Here is a 23,816-nt window from a genome sequence, read left to right as displayed (position 1 = left end):
GTGCTGAGGTGCGGGGTGGCTTTCCGTCGTGGGGGTTCGCGTCGCCTATACGTGTTTTCGTGGGTCGGGTGCGTGCCGGGAGGTCTCCGTCCTCGGTCCGGCGGGTCTGTGGGGGAGTAAGTGCTCGGCGGCGGACCCCGGCCGCTGCGGGCGGACACCTCCCGGCACACCCCCTCGCGTACGCGGCGACTACGGACCGGTGAACGCGTCCGCATATGCCACTGTCAGCCCCTGGCTTCGGCGCACCCACGCTTCCAAGGGGCGCGGGGCTGTGTTGAATACGCGGCTCCGCCGCGTGGGCGCGACAAGCCACAACGAACCCGCACCCGACCATCGGCAAGAACCCGGCAGGCGAGACGCCCCGGCCGCCCAGAAGGCATCCGGGCTTGACCTGAATCTTGGTTGAGGTTGGAGGGTGATCGGTACACGCACCCGTACCGATCGCCGGAGGCCGGCATGACCCGCCGTACCCACGTACACCCCGAACTCGGCAATCCCGGGGCGGGGGCGCCCTTCTTCAGTACTTGGAAGGTGGGGACACCCCTGCGGCAGCGGCAGACCGTGGAGGCCATTGCCGCCACCTGGGAGCGGCGGCCCTGGCCCGCCGAGGGGCTGCTCGGCTACTACGTCTACACCGGGCTGGACGGCTCTACCCTGCTCCACTACTCGCAGTGGGCCGACGAGCAGGCGTACGAGGCCTTCGTCAAGACTCGGCGGCAGGAGCGCAACGACGAGATCGACACCGCCGTGCCAGGTATCGAACGCCAGTGGCTCGGGCGGTACCGGCGCTACCGCGGCCTGACGCGGGACGAGGCTCCGGTGCCGGGCTGCATCGTGATCGTCGACGTGGAGTTCGAGGGCCCCGACCCCGACCGGCAGCGCGCCTGGGTCGATGCCGTCCTCGGGGCGCTCGACAGTGAGCCCAACCCGCATCCCGGCGGCATCTCCGCCCACTTCCATCTCGGCACCGACGGCACCAGGGTCCTCAACTACGCCGAGTGGGAGACCGCCCAGGCCCACATCGACGCCCTCGCCGCACCCGGCGACGGGGTCGGTACGCCGGCGGCCCGCGAGCAGTGGGAGCGGGTGCAGACGTGGCCCGGACTGAAGAGCAGCACCGTCAGCCGGTACGCGTACGCCCTCGGTCTCGTCCCTGACTGACCTGCCCGCATCCGCGCAACGCCGGGTGCGGGCCGTCGACGAGACCGGCGTGCGGGTCCTGGGCCCGTGATGTCATGGCCGGTGCCGCGCTCGGTGCGGGTGGTGGGGTGGGGGTTCGGGGCGTCGTTTGCCGCTGGGCATGACCGGGTGCCGTCCGAGGACGATGACACCGCTGATGGCCGCGGCCACCGCAACCGCTTGCCAGGCCAGTGCGCCGGGCGTGGTGCGCAACTCGTCGTGGAGGAAGCCGATGCCGCAGCCGATGCCGCTCAGCGGTTCGGCAGCGGTCAGCGCGGGCAGGGACAGCCGCAACGGCCCGGCCTCGAAGGCACTCTGCACCAGGAGCAGACCCACCACCGCCAGCGCCAGGACACCCCAGGGCTGCCAGGAGACGAGCAGTCCGGTGACTCCCCTGTCGCGAACGATGCCGCCGGAGACGCGGGTGAGTGCGTCCTGGAGGCCATAGAGGGTGCCGGCCGCGGCGGCCAGGAGGGGCGGGCGGTACAGCAGTTGCAGGTGCAGGGCGATGCTCACGAGGATGCCGGCCGCCCCCAGGACACAGGCGATCACCAGCCACTGCCGCACCACGCTGACCTGGCCCTGGCCGCTGTGCGGGTGCCCCGCCAGGATGAAGGCCGCCACCCCGCCGCTGAGGGCCAGTACTCCCAGCCAGCCCGACCAGCCCAGCGGTTGGTCGCCCATCCACCGGGCGAGAGCCATCGCGAAGAGCAGGTTCGTGGTGAGCAACGGCTCGACCTGGGCAAGGCTGCCGTGGGTCAGCGCGAGTGCCCCGAGGATCTGGCCCATGACCATGCAGCCGATGCCCGCCAGCCACAGTGGCACCCGCATCAGGTCCAGCAGCAGTCGGTAGGACAGCATCAGGGACAGCGGCTCACGTTCGGCCGCGTGCTGCTGGAGCACGAAGCCGAAGCCCAGCAGACACGCGGCGGGAAGGCTGTAGAGGTACACCACGGCCAGTCATCCTCCTGCCGGGGCCGCCGTGCGAAGGTTCTGGACGGCCGGAGTCCGGCCAGGACCGTTCCGCAAAGTCACCTATGTGGCTCATCGCCGGGCCGTCGTGTGCCGGCCCCGGAGACGGCACATCGCTCAGCGGGCGCTCACCTCGGCGGTCGGCGCGGGCCGGGGCCGGCCCGCGCCGGTTCCAGGACGGCTCGCGCACCGCTGGTCCGTGTGTCGCCGCACGTTTGAAAGCCGTGAGCTCCGGCTACCCCTCGATGGTCGTTGTCATCGCCGGATGCGCGGAATGGTTGGGCGGAGAGGTGCGCTCGCGGGCGGTCGGCGGACTCCGACGCCGTACTGGAGCCCATCGGTCAAGGAGGTCACCTTGGGACGCTCCACGGCGGATCCTTACCCGGCCAGGTCCGCTCTCCTGCCCGGCACCGTGCCCACGACAGGCGTGGCGCTCGTGACGGGTGCCTCCTCCGGGATCGGGGCGGCTGTCGCGCGGGCCCTGGCGAAAGAGCGGTGGGCGCTGCTGGTCTCCGGACGTGACCGGGCCCGGCTGGACAGGGTGGCGCACGAGACGTCCGGTGTCGCGATTCCCTGCGACCTGTCCAGCGCCGACGGCGCCCGGCAGTTGGCCGACCGGGCCCTTCAGCAGGTTCCCGTCCTCGATCTGCTCGTCGCGGCGGCCGGTGTGGGCTGGGCCGGGCCGTTCACCTCGATGCCCCGCAGTGAGGTGGACCGGCTGCTCACGGTGGACCTGGCTTCGGTGGTGCATCTGGTCCGGCAGGTCCTGCCCCACATGGTGGAGCGGCGCCGAGGCCGGCTGGTGCTGATCGGCTCCGTCGCGGGGTGCGTCGGTGTGCGGGAGGAAGCGGTGTACTCCGCGGCGAAAGCGGGACTCGGCGCCTTTGCCGACGCGCTGCGGTACGAGCTGAAGGGCACTGGTGTGCGGCTGACCCACGTCGTGCCGGGTGTGGTGGACACTCCCTTCTTCGCCCGGCGAGGGGTGCCCTACTGCCGTAGCCACCCGCGTCCGATCCCGCCCGAACGGGTGGCCGCGGCAGTCGTCGCGGCGGTGCGCAGAGAACGCCACGACGTGTTCGTGCCCGGCTGGCTCCGTGTGCCGGTCGCGGTTCGCTGCCTCGCGCCCTCCTCGTACCGGCGCCTGGCGGCTCGGTTCGGCTGAACGCTACGACAGAGCGCGCTGCACTGAAGAGACGACAGAGCGCGATGCACAGAAGAAATACGGGCGGCGGAGAGGTCTGGAGGCCAAGCGGAGCGGTCTGGATGCCGAAGGAGAAGGACATGCGGGACGGCGTGCATCGGGGCCGGTCGTGGCGCGCGGCCGTCGGCGTCGTCCCGGCACTCGTCGCCGCGGCCCACATCGTGCCCGCCGCGACCTGGCTCTCCGGCCCCCGGCGCGCATGGCTGCCTGCCCTGGCGGGCGTCGGCCGGAGCGACCACGTCGCGCTCACCTTCGACGACGGCCCCGATCCCCGCTCCACCCCTGCTTTCCTGGCCGCGCTGGACGAGTTGTCGGTCCGTGCCACGTTCTTCGTGGTGGGCGAACAGGTGCTGTGGCACCGGCGGCTGAGCCACGACATCGTCCGGCGCGGTCACGAACTCGCCGTCCACGGCTGGACGCACAACCGCCCATGGCGTCCGGCGCCGGCCAGAGAGGCCCGGCAACTGGCGCGAGCCGCGCACGTGGTGGCGGAGGTGTCCGGCGCACCTCCCGCCTGGTATCGGCCCCCGTACGGCATCCTGACCGGCGACCGGCTACTGGCCGCGCGCCGCACCAGGCTGCGCCCGGTCCTGTGGACCGCCTGGGGCCGCGACTGGAAGGCACGGGCCACCGCCGAGTCCGTGGTGACGACCGTCCTGGCGGACCTGCGGGGTGGCGGGACGCTGGTGCTGCACGACACCGACCGCCATGCGGCACCGGGCTGTTGGCGGGCGGCGCTGGCCGCGTTGCCCGGTCTGGTGGGCGCGTGCCGGGCGGCCGGTCTGACGGTCGGGCCGCTCGGCGAGCACGGCGTCGCGAGCCCGGCACCTGCCGACGACGCGCGAGCCCGATGATCCATCCGTATGTCGATCCATGCGTATGTCGATCCATCGGTATGTCGTGGGTTCGGAGTGAATGGGTAGCGGCCAGGTCGTCCTACTGCCTGGCGCCGCCGTTGAACGGTCAGAGCCGTCCTCCGAACGGTCAGATCTGTCCTCGGGTACAGAGTCGTTCCAGCGGGCCCACGGCGTCACCCTGGAAGAGCCGGCGGTCGGCGAGGGCCCGGCGACCGGGTGCCGGGCCGCCCGAGGCGAGGCGGTCCAGGCACTGCACCAGCTGCCATGAGTCGACGGCGTACTCGGTCAGGCCCAGTGCCGCCATGCGGCGTGCCCCCTCCGCCCCGTGGCCCGGGATCGGGCGGTACCCGACGATCGGGACACCGACGGCCAGTGCTTCCAGCGCCGTCTGCCCTGCGGCGTTGTCGACCAGCGCCACGCAGGCCGCCATCAGGCCCGGCATGTCGTCCACCCAGCCCATGGCAAGCGTTCCCGGCACCTTCGACAGGAGGCGGCGCATGCGCTCGTTCCGCCCGCACAGGACGACCGGCAGGTAGCCGGCGCCGACCAGGAGCCGGGCCGTCGCGTCGAGCCGGCTTCCCACGCCCCACGCGCCCGCGGACATCAGCACGGGCCGGCGCCCGTCGTCGGCCATGAGCCGCTGCCGCCAGTACGCCTCGCCGGGCGGCTGCGGGCGGAAGCGGTCCGGCAGCAGCGGACCGCAGGCGAGGGCGGGTCGTCCCAGGCGGTGCCGCACGTCCCGGGCGATCTGTGCGGTGAGGCACAGGTTGAGATCGTTGCCCCGGTGCAGCCATTGGCGGTGGACGGCGAAGTCGGTGATGACCACCGCGCTGGGCACCGCGAGCCGCCCGCGGGCCCGCATCCGCCCGGTCAGCTGGGCGGCGAGGTGGAAGACCGGGACGACCGCGTCGGCGTGACTGTCTGCCACCTGCTCACGCAACCGGTCCTCGGCGAGCGCCACGAGCGGCGCACTGCCAGGCTGCTGACCGGCGCCGCCGCGGAAGAAGGCGGCGTAGATGCCCGCGTACAGCAGGGGGGCGTGCCGGATCGTCGCGTGGTAGAAACCGCGCAGCCCGGCCCCGATGCGGGCGGGAAGCAGCTCCAGTACGTCCGTGTGCACCGCCTCGTGCCCGGCCACGCCCAGGCGCCGGGCCAGCTCGGCGGCAACCGCGTCGTGGCCCGATCCCATGCTCGCGCTGACCATGAGAAGGCGGCTCACGTCAGGCGTCGCACGGGTACGGCGGCGCCCCGCCCGGAGACGAGAACGTGCGGGGACAGGCAGGGCGCCGGGAGGTACGGGCACCGGCACAAGCACGTCTGCTCCATGGTCACCTCGTATCGAGCAGCGAGCAACAGTTGTCCGCGGCCCCGGCCGCCCAACAGTCACTGACCGGGACCCTCTCGTCGTACGTAGCCGTTATGGCAGGATTTATCACCGTGTGCGGCGGCTGCGTCTTTATTCACTCTGGTCACCTCCGTCCACCCGCCGGCTGTACAGCGGCCGCCCGGCGGGTCTTCCCGTTCCCGTGAACGACAGGTACTCGCATGAACGCGCTCACCGTCGTCATGGCCCTGCTCTCCGCGCTGTCCAACGCGGCGGCGTCCGTCCTGCAACGCCGGGCCGCCGTCGAGCCCGACGAGGTATCCGGCCGCGGCGTCAGAGTGGCGGCGGCCCGTCTGGCGGAGCTCCTGGGCCGTCCGTACTGGTGGGCCGGAGCGTCGGCGCTGGTGCTTTCGGCTGTCTTCCAGGTCATCGCCCTGGACGCCGGGCAACTGTCGGTGGTGCAGCCCCTGCTGGCCAGCGAACTGCTGTTCACCCTGCTCATCGGCGCCGCCGTTTTCCGTTCCCGTCCCGGCGCCGGGACGTGGCTGTCCTTCGTGATGCTCGCCGGCGGGCTGGCGGTCTTCCTGCTCAGTGCCTCCCCGTCGCCCGGCGGTGAGCGGGCCTCCGACTGGCGCTGGCTTGCCGTCGGGGGCGGGCTGGCGTGCTGTGTCAGCGTCCTGGTGGCCGCCGCCCGGCGTGTGCACGGCCCCCTGCGGGCCGCGCTGCTCGGCGCCGCGACCGCTGTCTGTTTCGCGGTCACCGCCGCACTCATCAAGGAGGTGACCGCGCGATTCCCGGAGGGACCCACGGCGGTCCTCACCACCTGGCACACCTATGCCGGTGCCGCTACCGGCCTGCTGAGCCTGCTGCTGCTCCAGTGGACGCTGCGGGCCGGCACCCTGGCCGCCTCCCAGCCGGCCCTGACTCTGGGAGACGCCCTGATCAGCGTCGCCCTCGGCGGTCTGCTGTTCGGGGAGAGCATCGCGCTGGGCTGGCGCGTGCTGCCCGAGTGCGCGGGCGTCGGCCTGATGGCGCTGGGCATCGTCGGCCTGACCCGGTCGCCCGCGGTGGCCGGCGGCCGAAGCTGGGACGAGGCGGAAACGTAGGTGACGGCAGTCAGCCACGCGTCTGCGGTCCACAACGTGCTGCGAGCGCGCGCAACCGTCCCTCCGGGTTGCCGCACCCAACAGCTCACCGAAAACTCATCCCGTCTGGACAAAAAAAGTTTTCGGTGCGACGGTGGAGTCATGTTGGACGTGACCGTGATCGAGGACCCGGCGGCGGCGGCCGTCTCGCTGGACCCCGTAAGAGCCCGGCTGCTCGCCGAACTGGCGGCCGGCCCCGCGTCGGCCGCCATGCTGGCCGGCAAGGTCGGGCTGCCCCGGCAGAAGGTGAACTACCACCTCAAGGCGCTGGAGCGGCACGGCCTGGTCGAGCTGGCCGGCGAGCGCCGCAAGGGCAACGTCACCGAGCGGCTGATGCGGGCGACCGCCGCGTCGTACGTCATCTCGCCCCTCGCGCTCGCCGCCCTGCAACCCGACCCGGACCGCTTCCGGGACCAGCTCTCCGCCCGCTGGCTGCTCGCGCTCGGCGCCCGGCTGGTCAGGGACGTCGGCACCCTGATCAGGGGCGCCGCGAAGGCCCGCAAGCGGCTCGCCACCTACGCACTCGACGGCGAGGTGACCTTCGCCTCGGCAGCCGACCGGGCCGCCTTCATCGAGGAGCTGACGATCGGCGTGAGCGCCCTCATCCGCAAGTACGACGCCCCCGATGCCGAGGGTGGTCGCGGCCACCGGATCGTCGTCGCCGTCCACCCCACGGTCAAACCGGGGACCGGCGGGCCCCCGGCCGCGGAGCCCGAGACCCCGGAACTCACCCGGAACGCCCACGGCGACCGGAACTCCCCTGATGACCGGAACTCCCCCGATGACACGAACAGTTGACGCACAGGAGCCAGCCATGTCCAAGGAATTCGAGATCGCCCGCGAGTTCGAGGTCGACGCCACGCCCGAGCAGGTGTGGGGCGCCATCACCAGCGGTACCGGCGGCTGGCTGTGGCCGATGGAGGCCCCCGAGCCGCGCGAGGGCGGCCGGGGCCCCTTCGGGTCCGCCGTGACCGCCTGGGACCCGCCGCACCGGTACACCAACCGCGTCGAGAACGTGGAGGGCATCGCCGAGCAGACCCTCAACCAGCTCGACTACACGATCGAGCCGCGCGACGAGGGGCGGCGCGCCTGGGTGCGGTACGTGCACAGCGGCATCTTCGTCGACGACTGGGACAACCAGTACGACGGCGCCGGCAAGCACACCGACTTCTACCTGCACACCCTGCGCCAGTACCTGACGCACTTCGACGGCCGCACGCTCGCCTTCGCCACCTTCGACGGGCCCGAGGCGTCCAAGGCGTCCGACGCGTTCGTCGCCGTCGGCCGCGCGCTCGGCCTCGCGGACGACACTGCCGAGGGCGCGCGTGTCCAGGCGCGGGGACCCGAGGGGCAGCCCCTCGACGCCGTGGTCGACTACCGCAACCCGTACTTCATCGGGCTGCGCACCGACACCGCGCTCATCCGCTTCTTCGGCCGCAACCACTGGGGCGCCCCGGTCGGTATCAGCGTCCACGACTTCGCCCCGGACGCCGACGCCAAGCGCAACGAACTCGCCTGGCAGAGCTGGCTGAACGGCGTGTTCGGCGCCTGACGCCCGTGCCGGTACGCGACGGAGCCCGGCCCCCTGACGAGGACCGGGCTCCGTCGCGTACCGAAGGACTACGGCCGGAACCGCAGCACCTGCGGGTCGTGGTCGCTGATCTGGTCGTTGAACTCCGAGTTGATGTGCACGCTGTCGTACGTGAACTCTTCGGAGCGCCGGATCGACGGGCTGATCAGGATCTGGTCGAGAACCTGGCTGTTGCCCTGGTAGTCGTACGTGTACCGCTCGCTCTTCGGCAGGGACTTGATCGCCGACCAGAGGGCGCCGTCGTTCTCCAGGAGCTGCACGGTGTCGGAGAACTCGAAGTCGTTGATGTCTCCGAGCGCGACGACGTCCGCGTCCTTCTGGGCCGCCAGGATCTTCTTGACGAACGTGTTCACCGCGGTCGCCTGAAGGTGGCGCTGGGTCTCCGAGCTCCGCTTCGGCGGCTGGTACTGCGAGTGCAGCGCCTGGTCGCCGCCCTTCGACGCGAAGTGGTTCGCGATCAGGAACACCGTCCTGCCGCGGAAGGTGAATTCGCCGACGAGCGGCTTGCGGCTGTTCTTCCAGGCGTCGTTGGCGGGATCGATCCGCCCCGGGGACGCCGTGAGCTGCGCCTTGCCGTGCACCTTCGTCACGCCGACCGCGGTGGTCGCGTCGCCGCCCGCGCGGTCGGTGAAGGAGACCCGCTTGGGGTTGAACAGGAACACCTGGCGGATGTTGCCGCCCGGCTCGCCGCCGTCCGCGAGGTCGACCGGGTCGACCGACCGCCACTCGTACGTCGGGCCGCCGGCCGCCGCGATCGCCTCGATCAGCTTCTTCACCGTCCGGTCGGCGGCGACCGTACCGTCGTTCGTCGCGCCGTTGTTGTCCTGGATCTCCTCCAGGGCCACGATGTCGGGCGACTGGAGGTTGCTCACGATCGCCTGCGCGTGCTCCGCGAAGGTGTCGTCGGACGGGTCCAGGTTCTCGACGTTGTACGTCGCCACCGCCAGCTCGCCCTGGCCCTGCTTGCGGGTCGTCTCGCGCTTCAGGCCGCCCTGCTCGATGGTGCCGAGCTTGTCCGCGACGAGCGTGTAGCCGCCGAACTGGCTGTAGTCCAGCGGGCCGGCCGTGGTGCCCTTCAGGGTGTCGCCGACGTTCGCCTTCGGGAAGTCGGCGGACGCGCCCAGCGACTGGATCTGCAGCCGGCCGGTGTTCTGCGAGGTGTACGAGCCGTAGACGGAGCCGCCGCGCCGCGTGGCGTTCTCGCCCGGCTTCACCGTCACCCACAGCTCGGCGTACGGGTCGGTGGCCGTCACCACACGGGTGTCGGCGACCTGGACGTTCATGCCCTCCAGGGACTCGTAGTAGTCCAGGGCGTACTTCGTGGGCTCCAGGGTGAGCCCGTTGACCGAGCCGCTCGCGGCCGTGTCACCGGTCGGCGTGTACGCGGCCGGCACCGACTTCGCGTCGATGACCGTGGCGGCCGGAACGGCGTTGCCGCTGGAGACCACCGTCACCGTCGGGCGGGAGATCTGCGTCAGGGACTGGTTTCCGGACGACGTGCCGCTCGGTACGTATTCGGCCACCGTGCCGGAGACGGTGACCGAGTCGCCGACGGCGACCTTCGGGGTGGAGCTGGTGAAGACGAAGATGCCCTCACTGGTGGCCGGGTTGTCGTCCGGCTCGGTGTCCTGCATCCAGAAACCCCGCGACGAGCCGTAGGTCCGCACGCCCGTGACGATGCCCGCCACGTCCGTGACCTGCTGGCCGGCCAGCGGAGATATTCGGGTGGTGCCCTGGATGTCGTGGATGCGCACGGTCTCCGCCTGGGCGGTGCTGGTGACCACCAGGGCGGACGCCGCGGAACAGGCAGCGACGACGGTGAGCGCGGCGATGCGTACGGTTTTCCTGCTCGGCAAGGGGGATCCCTCCGGGGACGTGCGTGGGTGTGGAACAAGGGTGAATCGAAGGACGAACGCAACCGGTGGGGCGGTGGCGACGCGCGTAGAAGCGGGGCCGACAGCCGTGTGTGGGAGCTGCCCACGAAGTACTGCCCACGAATTTCTACGCGCGTCAATCTCCTGCCTGGTCAGGCCGGGTGTCAAGGTTTCAGCCATGTACGGCTCATGACGGGACCGTGAACCGGGCGGCATGGGTGGAAATCCGTTTAGGCTGAGCTGTTGCCGGGTGTTACGGAGCGATCACCGGTTCTCGTGTGTCCGGAGGCGGCCGCGGTGCCCGGTACGCGTACTGCCAGCCCTTTTTGTTCGTGCTTGACTGCTCGTAGTGCCGTGGAGCCCTGGTTCACGGTGTCGTGGTGCCCAGGCGTCGAGGTGCCCGTCATGTTCGTCCGGAGGAGAAACCAGCCGATGTCAGACAGCTCCCCCCTGCCCCCGGTGCGGCTGCACTCCGAAGCGGAGCTGGCGCGGGAGGCGCTCGCCACCCCACTCCTCTCACGCGCAGCGCGGCTGGCCCGCTGGGCCGGACCCGAGACGCGTGTGGGCGCCGGAGGCGAGCTGATCGACGAACAACTGCCACAGGCGGCCGCCGAGCTGGGTCTCACGGGCGAGGACGCGGCCGCCTTCGCGAGCGAGGCCTGGCGGGTGGCCGTCGACACCGGCCTCGTGGAGATCGTCGACGAGGAGGAGGGCACCGTCACCGCGGGCGCGGAGCTGCGGATGCTCACCTCCGGAGGGCCCCAGGACGTGCTGGGCATCTGGCTCGGGGCGCTGGAGACCGTACTGGCCGACGCGGCCGTGCCCGAGCTCGACGACCTCGTCGACGCCATGGCCGAGGGCGGCCCGGTCAACCTCTCCGAGCTGGACTGGGACCCCGAGGCGGAGGCGGATTTCCTCGACGGGGTGCTCGGCAACCTCTACCTGCTGACCGTGAGCGAGGACGGGCCCGGCGACAGTCCGGTGCCGCTCCCCGCCCTGGCCGCGTCGGTGATCGTCCCCGACGACATGGGGGAGCCCACCAACGACGTGCTGGAGCAGGTGTCGGACGCGATGATGCGGCTCGACGACCAGTTCAGGCTGCTGGAGCCGGTCGGGCTCGTCGCGTACCAGCCCGTCGACGAGGCGCTCATGACGGATGCGGAGGACGTCGCCCAAGGCGCCGCGGGGGAGGCCTCCCCGTCGCTGGACGACACCGACGTCACGCGCTACGGGATGGTGCGGCTCACCCCGCTCGGGCTGTACGGACTCCGGGCCAGGCTGCTGGAGGCCGGTGTTCCGGCGCCCGCGGTCGGGGATCTGGCGGACAAGGGGGCCGATGCTCTCCTGGACGGTACGGCCACCTTCCCGCGGGCGGCCGCCCAGGCGGAGACGGAGCAGTGGCTCGCCCGCCGCGAACCCCTCGCCGCGGCCCGTGAGTTGCTGGCGGCCGCGCGGGGCTCCGACCCGGGTGCCCCGCTCCGGCGCCTGCGCTGTCAGCAGGCCCTGACCCTCGTGGGTCCCTCGGTCGAGGCCGCGTTCCGTGAGGTCCTTGACGACGCGGAACTGGGCGGGCTCGCCCGGGTCTGGCTCACCGAGCACGGTGCCGCGGACGTGCCCGCGCCGCCCGAGTCCATGGTCTTCTGGCTGACCGTCGACACAGTGGCCGCGCAGCTCGCTGCCGAGGGGAACTCGGCGGAGCTCCAGGCCCTCGTCGAGGGCCTCGCCCGGCAGCACAGCGGCTTCTTCAGCACGGCCTGGCGCGTCGACCACCCCGCGACGGCGGACGTCCTGGAGGCCATGGGCCGCCTCCACCCCGACAAGAAGGTCGCCAAGGAGGCCCGTAAGGCGGCGTTCAAGGCGAGGTCGCAGCGCGGGGAGTGAGTCCAGGGGGTGGGGCCTGGAGGTGACCCTGGGGCAGGGTTTTCTTCGCTCCTGCCGCCTCCACCCGTCCTACCCCGGGCGCGGCGGGGGAGATATGTCAGGGCAACGCCTCGACGTCGTCCCACGTTCAACCGCCGTTCAGGCGCAAGCGGGACGGTGTGCCCGCAACCGGGTCCGCCACCCTCCACGGCATCCTCCCCGTCACAGGAGACACCATGTCGCTCACCCGCAGGGACTTCGCCACACGCTCCGCGATCACCGGCGCCGGCGTCGCACTGGCCGGCAGCGTAGGCTCCCTCGCCTCCGCTCCGAACGCCCTCGCGTCCACCGACACCGAGAGCGCGGGGGAGAGCACGGCGGCCCGGCACGGCGGCGGAGTCGGGTACGGGCCGCTGGTCGCCGACCCCAAGGGCATCCTCGCGCTGCCCGCCGGGTTCACGTACGAGATCATCACCTACAGCGGTAGGACCAAGCTGGAGTCCGGCGAGTTCACCCCCTCCAACCACGACGGCACCGCCACCTTCCCCGGTCCCCGCGGCACCACCCTCCTCGTCAACAACCACGAGCTCAAGGGTCCCCGCAGCAAGTGGACGTACCCCGTGCCGCTCACCGAGGGCCTCGTGTACGACCCGGCCGCGTCCGGCGGCTGCACGGTCGTCGAGGTCCGCCCCGACGGCCGGGTCGCCGAGTGGGTCGGCATCGCCGGCACCTCCACCAACTGCGCCGGCGGCAGCACCCCCTGGGGTACCTGGCTCACCTGCGAGGAGAACTCCGACAAGGCCGGCGTCAACGGCATGACCAAGGACCACGGCTACGTCTTCGAGGTCGACCCCGGCGACCGGCGCGCCAACCGCGACCCCAAGCCCCTGAAGTTCTTCGGCCGTTACGACCACGAGGCCGTCGTCATCGACCCCAAGCGCGGCCACGCCTACCTCACCGAGGACGCCTCCGGCCCCAACGGCCTCTTCTACCGCTGGACCCCGCCGAAGGGCTTCGACCACGGCCCCGGCAGGTTCCGTACGCTCGCCGACGACGCGGGCGTCCTCCAGGCACCCACGTGCTACGACTCCGGCGGCCGTTACGTCGACGACCTCTCCCGCGCCACCAAGATCGGCACGGTGTACGGCGTCGACTGGGTGGACGTCCCCGACCGCGACGCGAAGACCATCGACGTGCGCAAGCAGTTCGGCGACGGTGAGGTCACCCGCGCCCGGAAGCTGGAGGGCATGTGGTGGGGCGACGGCGGCGCGTACATCGTGTCCTCGTACGCCCGTGAGGAGAGCCCCGTCCAGCACGACGGCCAGGTCTGGTTCTACGACCCCAAGCGCCGCACCCTCACGCTCAAGGTCCTGCTGGGCGTCAACCCCGACCCGTCCAAGGACGGCGCTTTCGACGGCCCCGACAACATCACCGTCTCCCCCTACGGCGGCCTGGTCATCGCCGAGGACGGCGAAGGCGTCCAGCACCTCTTCGGCGCCACCGACAGCGGCCGGACGTATCCCATCGCCCGCAACGACCTCAACATCGGCACCGAAGAGGAGCCGGAATACAGCGAGTTCACCGGCGTCACCTTCTCGCCCGACGGAAAGACCCTGTACGCCAACATCCAGACCCCCGGCATCATGCTCGCCATCACCGGGCCGTGGAAGCGGCAGAAGCGGTAACGCCCGAAGCCGCCATTAATTCGCTCGCCCGGCTCGCGACCGTCCTCCTAAAGTGATGCACGTCCAGGTGCGAAGGCAGGACCTACTTCCACTGATAATGGGGCGGTCGCGGGTTCGAGTCCCGCCGCCGGTACAACGTGCCGGTGTAGCTCAGGGGCAAGAGCACCAACGTCGGTTCCGCCGGCCTTGATCTCTGGACACCACAACTTCATGCACCTCCCGGTGCGCGGGCTGCGGCTACTTCTCTCTCAAAGAATCCACGCCGCCGCCGACTTGATCTCGGGAGGCGCAGCACATGGTGGGTGCCCGGTGCGCAGGCAGCGGTTACTTCATTGGACCGGATGGTTGCGGGTTCGAATCCCGTCATCGACTTCGGGTCGGTGTAGCGCAATCAGGTAGCGCATTCGGCTTACAGTCCGTCGCCGACCCCTGACCTCGGGCACCCTCCTTTTGCTGTGCCTCCCTCCGAAATGCGAACGAATTCGGGGGAATTCACCATGGCGCGATTCAACAACCGGGCCGCCAAGGCGCAGCCCACCTCGCGGGTGACGTCGACGGGCCGCGTGCTCCGCACCTACGAGGGCGGCCGCGGCCGTGAGCGCGACCCACGCTCCGAGCTCTTCCTGCTGGCGGTCTCCAACTTCGTCTCACAGAAGACCTTCTACGAGGACGGCGCCGACCGGGACGACCGGTTCGCCCGGCTCGTGCGCGAGCTCGCCGTCACCGACCCCGAGTGGACCGCCGGCCTGCTCGGCTGGCTGCGCGGCGAGGGCAACCTGCGGACCGCCTCGATCGTGGGCGCCGCCGAGTACGTCAAGGCCCGCCTCGACACGGGCGCCACGAACGGTCCCACGAACCGCCAGGTCGTCGACTCCGTGCTCCAGCGGCCGGACGAGCCCGGCGAGTTGCTCGCGTACTGGACCACCACGTACGGTCGCGCCGTCCCCAAGCCGGTCAAGCGCGGCATCGCCGACGCCGTACGACGGCTGTACAGCGGCAAGACGCTGCTGAAGTACGACACGGCGTCCAAGGGCTACCGCTTCGGCGACATCCTCAACCTGGTGCACGCGGCGCCGGACCCCGGCAAGCCGTGGCAGGGCGAGCTGTTCCAGTACGCGCTGGACCGCCGGCACCACCCGGACACCGCCGTGCCGCCCGAGTCGAATCGTGTGCTCACGGCGCACCGCGAGCTGATGGCACTGCCCGTGGCGGACCGGCGCGCGGTCGTCACGTCGGACGGCGGGGCCGAGCGGCTCGCGGCGGCCGGAATGACCTGGGAGGCGCTGGCGGGCTGGCTGCAGGGCCCCATGGACAAGGCGGCCTGGGAAGCCGTCGTTCCGTCGATGGGTGCGATGGCGCTGCTCCGGAACCTGCGGAACTTCGACGAGGCGGGCGTCTCGGACGAGGTGGCAGCACGGGTGGCGGCCCGCGTCAGCGACCCGGCCGAGGTCGCGCGCTCCCGGCAGTTCCCGTTCCGCTACCTCGCCGCGTACCGGCACGCGCCCTCGCTGCGTTGGTCGTACCCGCTGGAGCAGGCGCTCGGCCACTCGCTGGTCAACGTGCCGGCCCTGCCCGGCCGGACCCTGGTGCTCGTGGACCGCTCGGGCTCGATGTTCTACTCGCGGCTGTCCGACCGCTCCGAGCTCACCCGGGCCGACGCGGCGGCGGTCTTCGGTACGGCGCTCGCGCTGCGGGCGGCGGACGCGGACCTCGTCGAGTTCGGTACGAGCAGCAACCGGGTGCGGTTCACGAAGGGCGAGTCGGTGCTGAAGATCCTCGGCCGTTTCGGCGACCTGGGCGGCACGGACACCACCGAGGCGGTGCGCCGCCACTACAGGAAGCACGACCGGGTGCTGATCGTCACGGACGAGCAGTACGCGTACAGCCACCACGGCGACCCGACCGAGCAGGTTCCGGCGCAGATACCGGTCTACACCTGGAACCTGGCCGGTTACCGGGCGGGCCACGGCCCGTCCGGGACGGGGAACCGCCACACCTTCGGCGGTCTCTCGGACGCCGCGTTCCGCATGGTCCCGCTGCTGGAGGCGGCACGGGACGCGGACTGGCCGTGGGCGGCCTGAACCCCGGTGGCACGTGGCCCGCACTTCGGTGCGGGCCACGGCCTTGTGGGCCGGTGAATTGACATCTAACATTTCAGTTGTGACTGCCCTCCAGCCCGTGCGCCGTACCCTCCTCAGGGACCGCGCCTACGAAGCGCTCCGGGACGCCATCGTGGCCGGGGAGATCGAGCCCGGCACGGTGGTGCGGGACGCGGAGCTCGCGGAGCGGCTCGGGCTGTCGCGGGCGCCCGTGCGCGAGGCGTTCTCCCGGCTCGTGGACGAGGGGCTGCTGGAGAGCAAACCGCAGAGCTACACACGGGTGACCCCGGTCGTTGCCTCCGACGTGCGGGACGCCGCGGCCGTGGTCGGGGCCATGCACGAACTGGTCACGCGGGTCGCCGTGCCCCGACTGTTCGCCCCGGACGTGGCGTCGATGCGATCGGCCAACGAGCGGTTCACACAGGCCGTTCACGCCGGCGACGTGGACACCGCCCTGCGCGCCGACGACGAACTGCACGACGTGCTGGTACGCGTCAGCGGCAACCGGGCCGCCGCCGCCACCATCGCCCGCTACACCCCGCTCATCCGCCGGCTGGAGCGACGACGCTTCGGCGAGGGCGGCAACTGCCGTTCGGCCGGGCTGCACGAGCAGCTGATCGAGGCCTGCGCCGCCGGTGACGTGGACCAGGCGGTCCATGTCACGGCGGAGATCTGGCGCAGCCTCGCAGGCATGGACGCGCTCGACGAACTCGACGACGAAGAGGCCCACTGACCCACGGAGGCTCCCTTGTCCCTTTCCTCCTACGAGCGTTACCCCCTGCTCTTCGGGCCGTCGCCCGTGCACAGTCTGGACCGGCTCACGGAGCACCTCGGCGGCGCCGCCCTCTGGGCCAAGCGCGAGGACTGCAACTCCGGTATCGCGTACGGCGGGAACAAGACCCGCAAGCTGGAGTACCTGGTCGCCGACGCCCTCGCGCAGGGCTGCGACACGCTGGTATCCATCGGCGGGGTGCAGTCCAACCACACCCGCCAGGTCGCCGCCGTCGCCGCCCGTGCCGGGCTCAAGTGCGTGCTGGTGCAGGAGAGCTGGGTGGACTGGCCGGACGCGGTCTACGACAAGGTCGGCAACATCCTCGTCAGCCGCCTCGCCGGAGCCGACGTACGGCTGGTCAGGGCGGGCTTCGGCATCGGGTTCAAGGAGAGCTGGGAGCAGGCGCTCAAGGAGGTCGAGGACGGCGGCGGCAAGCCGTACGCCATCCCGGCCGGCGCCTCCGACCATCCCCTCGGTGGGCTCGGCTTCGCCGGGTGGGCCTACGAAGTCGCCGAGCAGGAGCGGGAGCTGGGGGTCTTCTTCGACACGGTCGTGGTGTGTTCCGTGACCGGTTCGACGCAGGCGGGCATGGTCGCCGGGTTCGCCGCGCTGGAGGAGGCGGGCGGCCGTCCCCGGCGCGTGCTCGGCATCGACGCCTCCGCCGCGCCCGCCCGTACCCGCGAGCAGATAGCAAGGATCGCTCACCGCACCGGCCAACTCATCGGCGTACGCAAGGAGTTGACGGAGACGGACGTCGAGCTGGACGAGCGGTACCACGCGGGTACGTACGGCGTCCCCGACGAGACGACCCTGAACGCGATGCGCCTCGCGGCCCGCACCGAGGGCATGGTCACCGACCCCGTGTACGAGGGGAAGTCCATGGCCGGGATGATCGACCTGGTGACCCGGGGCGAGATCGCCCGCGACTCCACCGTGCTCTACGCCCACCTGGGCGGACAGCCCGCGCTCAACGCGTACAGCGCGCTGTTCTAGCCGGGCGCGTCGCCCGTCCGCGGTCGGGGGCCCGGGGCATTGCCTTCGTGCTGACCCAGGGCCCCGTACCGCAGCAGCCGGATACAGTGCACAGCGTGTGGGCCGACAACCAGCAGCGGGAGCCGCGTACCGACCAGCCTGACGGCCCCCGCCGCCGGGCCACGATCCACGACGTCGCCCGGCTGGCCGGAGTGTCACGCCAGACGGTCTCCCGGGCGGTCAACGACAAGGGTGAGATCGACCCGGCCACGAAGGAGCGGGTGCTGGAGGCGGCCCGTCTGCTCGACTACCGGCCGAGCCGGTTCGCGCGAGGGCTCGTCCGCAAGGGGGCGGTGACGGCGGGCCTGGTGATCCCGGACCTGATGAACCCGTTCTTCCCCGAGGTGGCCGCCGGTGTGCTGGAGGCCGCCGAGCAGCGCGGCTGGCAGGTGGTGGTGTGGGACTCCCGCACCGACGACACCAGGGAGCGGGAGGCGCTCGACATGCTGTCCCATCAGGCGGACGCGGTCGTCGGCTACTTCAAGAACGAGGACGACGTCCTCGCCCGGCGCCTCGGCGGTGTGCCGCTGGTACTGCTGGAGCGTGGCCCGCAGCAGACCCGGTTCGCGGCGGTGGGTATCGACGCCGCCGCCGGCCTGGAGCAGGGCATCGCCCATCTGGTCCGCGCGGGACACCGCAGGATCGGCATGCTGGACGGCGACCGGATCGACGCGCCAGGCCCCCGGCGGGAGGCCTTCCTGGCCGAGGTCCGGCGGCACGGCCTGTCCGTGGACGAGAGCTGGGTCGTGATGTGCCCCGAGCACAGCGTCGCGGGTGGCGAGGCGGGCATGGAGCGACTGCTGGACTCCCGGCCCGAGATCACCGCGGTCTTCGGGTTCAACGATCTGATCGCCATCGGAGCGATGCGTGCCGCCCGACGCGCCGGGCGGCGGGTGCCCGACGACCTGGCCGTCATGGGCTTCGACGGACTCTCGCTGGGGGAGTTGGTGGAGCCCGCCCTGACCACCCTGCACCTCGACAAGCGACAACTGGGACGGCTCGCCGTCGAGCAGGTCGCCCGGCTGCGCGCGGGCGAGGAGCCGCTGAGCGGCGCGGATGCGTGGGTGCGGCCCGAGTTGGTGGTGCGGGCGTCGGCGTAGTGCTTCGCCGGCTGTTCTGGGTGGGTTCGCCGCGTCAGTCTGCCCCATTGCCCTCGGTGGCCGGCTGCGGGTTCGTTGTGGCTGGTCGCACCCACGCGGCGGAGCCGCATATCCCATACAGCCCCGCGCCCCTGAGGGCCGGGGGCACCCGGCAGCGCCAAGCACCAGCAGCCGCTCCCCACGTGAGTCGTCGGACCTGCTCTGCCTCTCGCCGGTACCGCCGTAGTGCCTCGGCGTATCCGCCCGAAGTGTCGACACGTCGACCCCTACGCCTCAACACATCAGCCATGTACGTCCCTTGACACTGGTTTTCGGCCGCCCCGATACTCGACGGCAACGTTCACGTGAACGCTCACGAACTCCAAGGCGCTGTCGGCCCGAGCCCGGATCCATCCGCCGACATCGTTGTCTTCCAGCTTCACCCACCCGTCAGCGGGCCCGAGGGCGCCATGCCCTGGCCGAGCCGTGCCCGGAAAGTGAGTGCGCGCCCATGGACCATCGAACGATGACCCGCAGAAGGCTGCTGGGGGTCTCCCTGGGCGGCGCGGGCGCCGCTCTCCTGGGAATGTCGGGATGCGGGGCGAGCAGCGGCTCGGCCTCCGCGGGCACCGACCACCTCAGCCTCTGGTACTGGAAGGGCGCACTCAGCGACAAACTGCTCGCCACCGCCAAACGCGGCGTTCCCGGTATGCCGGGGCTGAAGGTGCGGGGCTCGCAGATCCCCGACGGCGACATCGACTCGAAGGTGCGCACCAGCCTCGCCGCCCGCGCCTACGTACCGGACATCACGGTCGCGAACTCCGACAACCTCGCCACGTTCTTCCCCGACGAGAACGAGTTCCTGGACCTCAGAACGCTTGGCGCGGAATCGGTCCGGGACAGCTACCTCGACTGGAAGTGGGAGAGCTGCTTCACCCCGTCGGGCCGGATGATCGGCTTCCCCCTCGACGCCGGCCCCACCGCGCTCTACTACCGCAGGGACCTCTTCCAGAAGGCCGGACTGCCCCACGAACCGGAGGACGTCGCCGAGGAGATCCCCACCTGGGAGAAGTTCATCGCCACCGGGCGGACACTGCGGGCGAAGGGGCCCGGCAAGCCGTACCTGGTGAGCAACATCGGCAACGTCTTCCAGCAGGCACTGCTCCAGAGCCCCAAGCAGTTCGTGGACGCCGACAACCGCTTCATCGGCGACCAGCAGCACATCCGGCGCGCCTGGGACCTCTCCGTGGAGATCCTCCGCCAGCGGCTCAGCGCCGGGATCACGGACGGGACACCCGACTTCAACGCGGCCATGAGCGGGGGCCGGGTCGCCACCATGACCACCGCGGTGTGGGCCATCAACGGGCTGAAGGACACCGCGCCGAAGACCTCCGGGACCTGGCGGCTGACCACCATGCCGGACGGCCCGGCCAACTACGGCGGCTCGTACCTGACCCTGACCCGCTACTGCCGGGACCCGGAGGGCGCCTTCGCCTTCCTGAAGTGGCTGCTCAGCCCGGCGAACCAGCTCAAGAGCTACCAGGAGATGGCCCTGTTCCCCACCACCCCGGCCTCCTACGCCGACCCCGCGATGCACACGCCCGACCCCTTCTTCGGCGGTCAGCAGCCCATCGATGTCTTCGGCCCGGCCGCCCAGAAGGCCCCGGTCGTCTACTTCAGCCCGTACGAGGACAGCGCCAAGATCCCGTTCTTCCAGGAGCTGACCAACGTGGAAATGCTCGGCAAGAACCCCGACAGGGCCTGGCGGGACGCGGTGAACACCGCCGCGACCACGCTGTCCCGACTGGGGGTGAGCTGACATGGCCACGGTTCTCGACCCGGCCGGCGCGCCGGCGGCGGAAGAGCGGCGGGCCGCCCGCCGCGGCCGGTCCACCGCCCCGGGCGGACGCGGACGCCATGTCCCGCCGCTCCTCGCCGTCTCCCCGTTCTATGTGCTGTTCGCCGTCTTCGGCACCTTCCCGGTGCTCTACTCCCTCTATCTGTCCTTCCAGGACTGGGACGGCATCGGCGACATGCGGTTCGTCGGCCTCAAGCAGTACGGCTGGCTGCTCCAGGACTCGGTGTTCTGGCACTCGGTGGTCAACACCTTCGAGATCTGGTTCCTGTCCACGGTGCCGATGCTGTTCCTCGCCCTGGTGCTCGCGTTCCTGCTGCACTCGCAGGTCCGCTTCAGCGGCGCGTTGCGGGTCGCGTACTTCATCCCCAACGTCACCTCGATGGTTGCCATGACCATCGTCTTCGGCTCGGTCTTCGCCCAGGCGGGCCTGGCCAACTCGGTGCTGCGGGCCGTCGGCCTCGACGGTGTCGGCTGGCTGTCCTCGGAGTGGGGCATCAAGTCGTCCGTCGCCATCATGATCATCTGGCGGTGGGTCGGCTACAACGCCCTGATCTTCCTGGCGGGCCTCCAGGCCATCCCCACCGAACACTTCGAGGCCGCCCGCGTCGACGGCGCGAACAGCTGGCAGACCCTCTTCCGGGTCGTGGTGCCGCAGCTGCGCCCGGTGATCCTCTTCGCCGCCGTCACGTCCACCATCAACGGCCTGCAGATCTTCACCGAGTCCCAGGTGCTCTTCCAGTCGACCGACGTCGGAACCACGGGCGGACCGGGCCAGGAAGGGATGACCATCGTGCTCTATCTGTGGCAGAAGGCATTCAAGGAGCACCAGTTCGGCTACGGGGCGGCCATGGGCTGGCTCCTCTTCGCGATCATCGCGATCTTCACGATCGTCAACTGGCGGCTGGTGTCGGGCTCCGACCGCGACGACGACCGCCGGTCCGGCATCGCCGGTCTGCTGCGACGCAAGGGGGTCCGCAATGGCCGCTGACGAGAGGACGACCGGCAACGCGGGCCTCGGCATCGGCTCCGGCAGCAGGCTCACCCGGATCTGCGTGCGGGTGGCGCTGCTCCTGGGCGTGCTGATCTCGCTGTTCCCCTTCTACTGGCTGGTGGTGATGGCTTCCGGCACCACCCAGGACATCTACCGCTACCCGCCCAAGCTCGTGCCGGGCCCGCACCTGCTGGACAACATGCGGAGGGTGCTCGACACCGTCGATTTCTTCGGTTCCCTCTTCAACACGATCGTCGTCGCCGTGCTCGGGACCGCGCTGGTGCTGTTCTTCGACTCGCTGGCCGCGTTCGCCTTCGCCAAGTACGAGTTCCCGGCCAAGAAGTTCCTCTTCGGGATGCTCCTGGTCACGTACATGATTCCCGCCCAGCTCTCCCTGGTGCCGCAGTTCGTCACCATGGCCGAGTTCGGGTGGGCCGGTTCGCTGAACGCACTGATCATTCCCAGTGCTGCCAACGCCTTCGGCATCTTCTGGATGCGTCAGTACGCCCAGAACTCGCTGCCCGACGAACTGCTGGACGCCGGGCGGATCGACGGCGCCGGCTTCTTCCGGCTGTACTGGACGGTGGCACTGCCGCTCTTCCGCCCGGCCCTCGCCTTCCTCGGCATCTTCACCTTCATCGGCCTCTGGAACGACTACATCTGGCCCCTGGTCGTCATGATCAACCCGGACAAGGTCACCCTCCAGGTCGCCCTCGCGAACCTCAACACCCTGTACAACTCCGACTACTCCCTCGTGATGGCCGGGGCGCTGATGAGTGTGATCCCGCTGATCGTCGTGTTCCTGATCGGGGCGCGGCACTTCCTGAGGGACCTGGCCGCGGGGGCGACGAAGATGTAGCGGTACGGCGACTCGAACGGACGCGGAGCATTACGCGCCGGGCGCCCCCGCTGCGGGGGCGCCCTGGACGTCGTAGGGGCGGGTCGGCTACAGCGACTTGGCAGCCGGCTTCACCATCCCCCTCACCGTGCGGGACTTCACGAATTCGCCCATCGCCGTCATCTCCCACTCGCCGGAGAACTGGCGGATCATCTTCGCCATCATCACACCGGTCTGCGCCTCGGCGCTGGTGAGGTCGAAGCGGACCAACTCCTCGCCGGTCGCCGCGTCCAGGAGACGGCAGTAGGCCTTGGCGACCTCGGTGAACTTCTGCCCGGAGAAGGAGTTGACCGTGAAGACCAGTCCGCTGACCTCCTGAGGAAGACGGCCGAGGTCGACCGTGATCACCTCGTCGTCGCCTCCGCCCTCACCCGTGAGGTTGTCGCCGGCGTGCCGGACCGCGCCGTTCAGGATCTGGAGCTTGCCGAAGTAGCAGCTGTCGAGGTGGTTGCGCTGCGGGCCGTACGCGATGACCGAGGCGTCCAGGTCGATGTCCTTGCCCCGGTACGCCGGCTCCCAGCCGAGGCCCATCTTGACCTGGGAGAGGAGCGGGCGTCCGCCCTTGACCAGGGACACCGTCTGGTTCTTCTGGAGGCTGACGCGCCCCTTGTCGAGGTTGATCTTGCCGGTGCCCGGAGGCGGGGTGGCGGGTGCCGGGGGCGCGGCCGGAGCCGGGGGTGCCGTGACGCGGGGGTCCATGGACGGGGCGGCCGGCGCCTGAGCGGGCACGGGTGTGGGGGCGGGGGCCGCCGGTTCCTCCACCGTCACGCCGAAGTCCGTCGCGATGCCCGCCAGGCCGTTGGCGTACCCCTGGCCGACCGCTCGGGCCTTCCACGCGCCGTTGCGCAGGTAGATCTCGACGACCACCAGGGCCGTCTCCGTGCCGAGCTGGGGCGGGGTGAAGGTGGCCAGGACGGAGTTGTCGTCCGCGTTGCGAACGGTCGCCGTGGGTTCGATGCCCTGGAAGGTCTGGCCCGCCGCGTCCGGGCTCGCGGTGACCACGATCTTCTCGATGCCCGGGGGGACGGCGGTGGTGTCGACCATGATCGCGTCGGGGCTGGTGCCGCCGCCGGAGCGGTACGTCACGCCGGGGCCGCTCGGCTGGTTGTAGAAGATGAAGTCGTCGTCGGAGCGCACCTTGCCGTCGGCGGTGAGCAGCAGGCCCGATACGTCGAGCCGCACGGGGGCGGCGACGTCCACCGTCACGCGGGCGGTGGCGAGAAGGATGTTCGAGCCGGGGGTCATAGCTGTCATGACCCGTGAACGATCCAGCCCGCTTTACCGTTCCCTTACCCACGCTTGCCCGGGGGCCGTTCGGGTCAGTTGGGGGGAGTGGAGGTTGTGGGGTGCGGGCGGCTGGACCCAGGGATTCCTTCGCCCCCGCCGCCCCTACCCGTCC

The 23,816-nt window shown here is 70.8% G+C and carries 19 protein-coding genes; 15 read left to right on the top strand and 4 right to left on the bottom strand.

Features of this window, described 5'->3' with window-relative positions:
• Positions 1-456 precede the first annotated feature (456 nt).
• A complete protein-coding gene (locus FPZ41_RS30030; RefSeq protein ID WP_152866785.1) occupies positions 457-1,161 on the top strand; it encodes an antibiotic biosynthesis monooxygenase in 705 nt (234 codons plus the stop codon).
• A 72-nt stretch (positions 1,162-1,233) separates the two neighbouring features.
• Here the strand turns inward: FPZ41_RS30030 and FPZ41_RS30025 are convergent, their stop codons facing one another.
• Complete coding sequence (locus FPZ41_RS30025) at positions 1,234-2,133, bottom strand: DMT family transporter (RefSeq protein WP_322620898.1); 900 nt, start codon at positions 2,131-2,133, stop codon at positions 1,234-1,236.
• Positions 2,134-2,425: 292 nt separating this feature from the next.
• On the opposite strand from FPZ41_RS30025, the gene FPZ41_RS30020 reads away from it, so the two are divergent.
• Positions 2,426-3,313, top strand: coding sequence for an SDR family NAD(P)-dependent oxidoreductase (locus FPZ41_RS30020; protein ID WP_152866790.1), 888 nt, complete (start codon positions 2,426-2,428; stop codon positions 3,311-3,313).
• A 101-nt stretch (positions 3,314-3,414) separates the two neighbouring features.
• The gene (locus FPZ41_RS30015; RefSeq protein WP_407698835.1) at positions 3,415-4,206 is read left to right on the top strand and encodes a polysaccharide deacetylase family protein; all 792 of its coding nucleotides are present in this window, start codon (positions 3,415-3,417) and stop codon (positions 4,204-4,206) included.
• Positions 4,207-4,336: 130 nt separating this feature from the next.
• Here the strand turns inward: FPZ41_RS30015 and FPZ41_RS30010 are convergent, their stop codons facing one another.
• Positions 4,337-5,413 carry an MGDG synthase family glycosyltransferase gene (locus tag FPZ41_RS30010; protein WP_152866788.1) on the bottom strand — a complete coding sequence of 359 codons (1,077 nt, stop codon included), beginning with the start codon at positions 5,411-5,413 and terminating at the stop codon, positions 4,337-4,339.
• A gap of 341 nt (positions 5,414-5,754) precedes the next feature.
• Here FPZ41_RS30010 and FPZ41_RS30005 point away from each other — a divergent pair, with 341 nt between their 5' ends.
• The 3 genes from FPZ41_RS30005 (at position 5,755) to FPZ41_RS29995 (ending at position 8,230) form a co-directional block, all read left to right on the top strand.
• Positions 5,755-6,639, top strand: coding sequence for a DMT family transporter (locus tag FPZ41_RS30005; RefSeq protein ID WP_152866783.1), 885 nt, complete (start codon positions 5,755-5,757; stop codon positions 6,637-6,639).
• Positions 6,640-6,780: 141 nt separating this feature from the next.
• Positions 6,781-7,476, top strand: coding sequence for an ArsR/SmtB family transcription factor (locus tag FPZ41_RS30000; RefSeq protein ID WP_228023061.1), 696 nt, complete (start codon positions 6,781-6,783; stop codon positions 7,474-7,476).
• Between the two features lie 16 nt (positions 7,477-7,492).
• Positions 7,493-8,230, top strand: coding sequence for an SRPBCC family protein (locus FPZ41_RS29995; protein ID WP_152866782.1), 738 nt, complete (start codon positions 7,493-7,495; stop codon positions 8,228-8,230).
• Between the two features lie 68 nt (positions 8,231-8,298).
• Here the strand turns inward: FPZ41_RS29995 and FPZ41_RS29990 are convergent, their stop codons facing one another.
• Positions 8,299-10,125: an endonuclease/exonuclease/phosphatase family protein gene (locus tag FPZ41_RS29990; RefSeq protein ID WP_152866781.1), complete on the bottom strand. Its 1,827-nt coding sequence runs from the start codon at positions 10,123-10,125 to the stop codon at positions 8,299-8,301.
• 450 nt (positions 10,126-10,575) lie between these two features.
• On the opposite strand from FPZ41_RS29990, the gene FPZ41_RS29985 reads away from it, so the two are divergent.
• The 9 genes from FPZ41_RS29985 (at position 10,576) to FPZ41_RS29945 (ending at position 22,378) form a co-directional block, all read left to right on the top strand.
• Positions 10,576-12,024 (top strand): hypothetical protein, encoded by a 1,449-nt coding sequence (locus FPZ41_RS29985; protein WP_152866780.1) that lies wholly within the window; start codon positions 10,576-10,578, stop codon positions 12,022-12,024.
• 215 nt (positions 12,025-12,239) lie between these two features.
• The gene (locus tag FPZ41_RS29980) at positions 12,240-13,688 is read left to right on the top strand and encodes an alkaline phosphatase PhoX (RefSeq protein ID WP_152866779.1); all 1,449 of its coding nucleotides are present in this window, start codon (positions 12,240-12,242) and stop codon (positions 13,686-13,688) included.
• A gap of 497 nt (positions 13,689-14,185) precedes the next feature.
• Positions 14,186-15,769, top strand: coding sequence for a TROVE domain-containing protein (locus tag FPZ41_RS29975; protein WP_152866778.1), 1,584 nt, complete (start codon positions 14,186-14,188; stop codon positions 15,767-15,769).
• Between the two features lie 79 nt (positions 15,770-15,848).
• Positions 15,849-16,520 (top strand): GntR family transcriptional regulator, encoded by a 672-nt coding sequence (locus FPZ41_RS29970; protein ID WP_322620896.1) that lies wholly within the window; start codon positions 15,849-15,851, stop codon positions 16,518-16,520.
• A 15-nt stretch (positions 16,521-16,535) separates the two neighbouring features.
• A complete protein-coding gene (locus FPZ41_RS29965; RefSeq protein WP_152866776.1) occupies positions 16,536-17,552 on the top strand; it encodes a 1-aminocyclopropane-1-carboxylate deaminase in 1,017 nt (338 codons plus the stop codon).
• Positions 17,553-17,647: 95 nt separating this feature from the next.
• The gene (locus FPZ41_RS29960; RefSeq protein WP_322620895.1) at positions 17,648-18,691 is read left to right on the top strand and encodes a LacI family DNA-binding transcriptional regulator; all 1,044 of its coding nucleotides are present in this window, start codon (positions 17,648-17,650) and stop codon (positions 18,689-18,691) included.
• Between the two features lie 505 nt (positions 18,692-19,196).
• The gene (locus FPZ41_RS29955) at positions 19,197-20,489 is read left to right on the top strand and encodes an ABC transporter substrate-binding protein (RefSeq protein ID WP_152866775.1); all 1,293 of its coding nucleotides are present in this window, start codon (positions 19,197-19,199) and stop codon (positions 20,487-20,489) included.
• A 1-nt stretch (position 20,490) separates the two neighbouring features.
• Positions 20,491-21,516 carry a carbohydrate ABC transporter permease gene (locus tag FPZ41_RS29950; protein ID WP_152866774.1) on the top strand — a complete coding sequence of 342 codons (1,026 nt, stop codon included), beginning with the start codon at positions 20,491-20,493 and terminating at the stop codon, positions 21,514-21,516.
• Entirely contained in the window at positions 21,506-22,378 is an 873-nt protein-coding gene (locus tag FPZ41_RS29945) for a carbohydrate ABC transporter permease (protein ID WP_194236252.1), read from the top strand. Before FPZ41_RS29950 ends, FPZ41_RS29945 begins: the two co-directional genes overlap by 11 nt.
• An 87-nt stretch (positions 22,379-22,465) precedes the next feature.
• Here the strand turns inward: FPZ41_RS29945 and FPZ41_RS29940 are convergent, their stop codons facing one another.
• Entirely contained in the window at positions 22,466-23,662 is a 1,197-nt protein-coding gene (locus FPZ41_RS29940) for a TerD family protein (RefSeq protein ID WP_194236253.1), read from the bottom strand.
• Between the last annotated feature and the right edge of the window lie 154 nt (positions 23,663-23,816).

It is taken from the genome of Streptomyces acidicola, assembly GCF_009377235.1.
GTDB classification, from domain to species: Bacteria; Actinomycetota; Actinomycetes; order Streptomycetales; family Streptomycetaceae; genus Streptomyces; species Streptomyces acidicola.
Note: the sequence above shows the minus strand (reverse complement) of the source record. Positions and strands in the feature narration are given on the sequence as shown.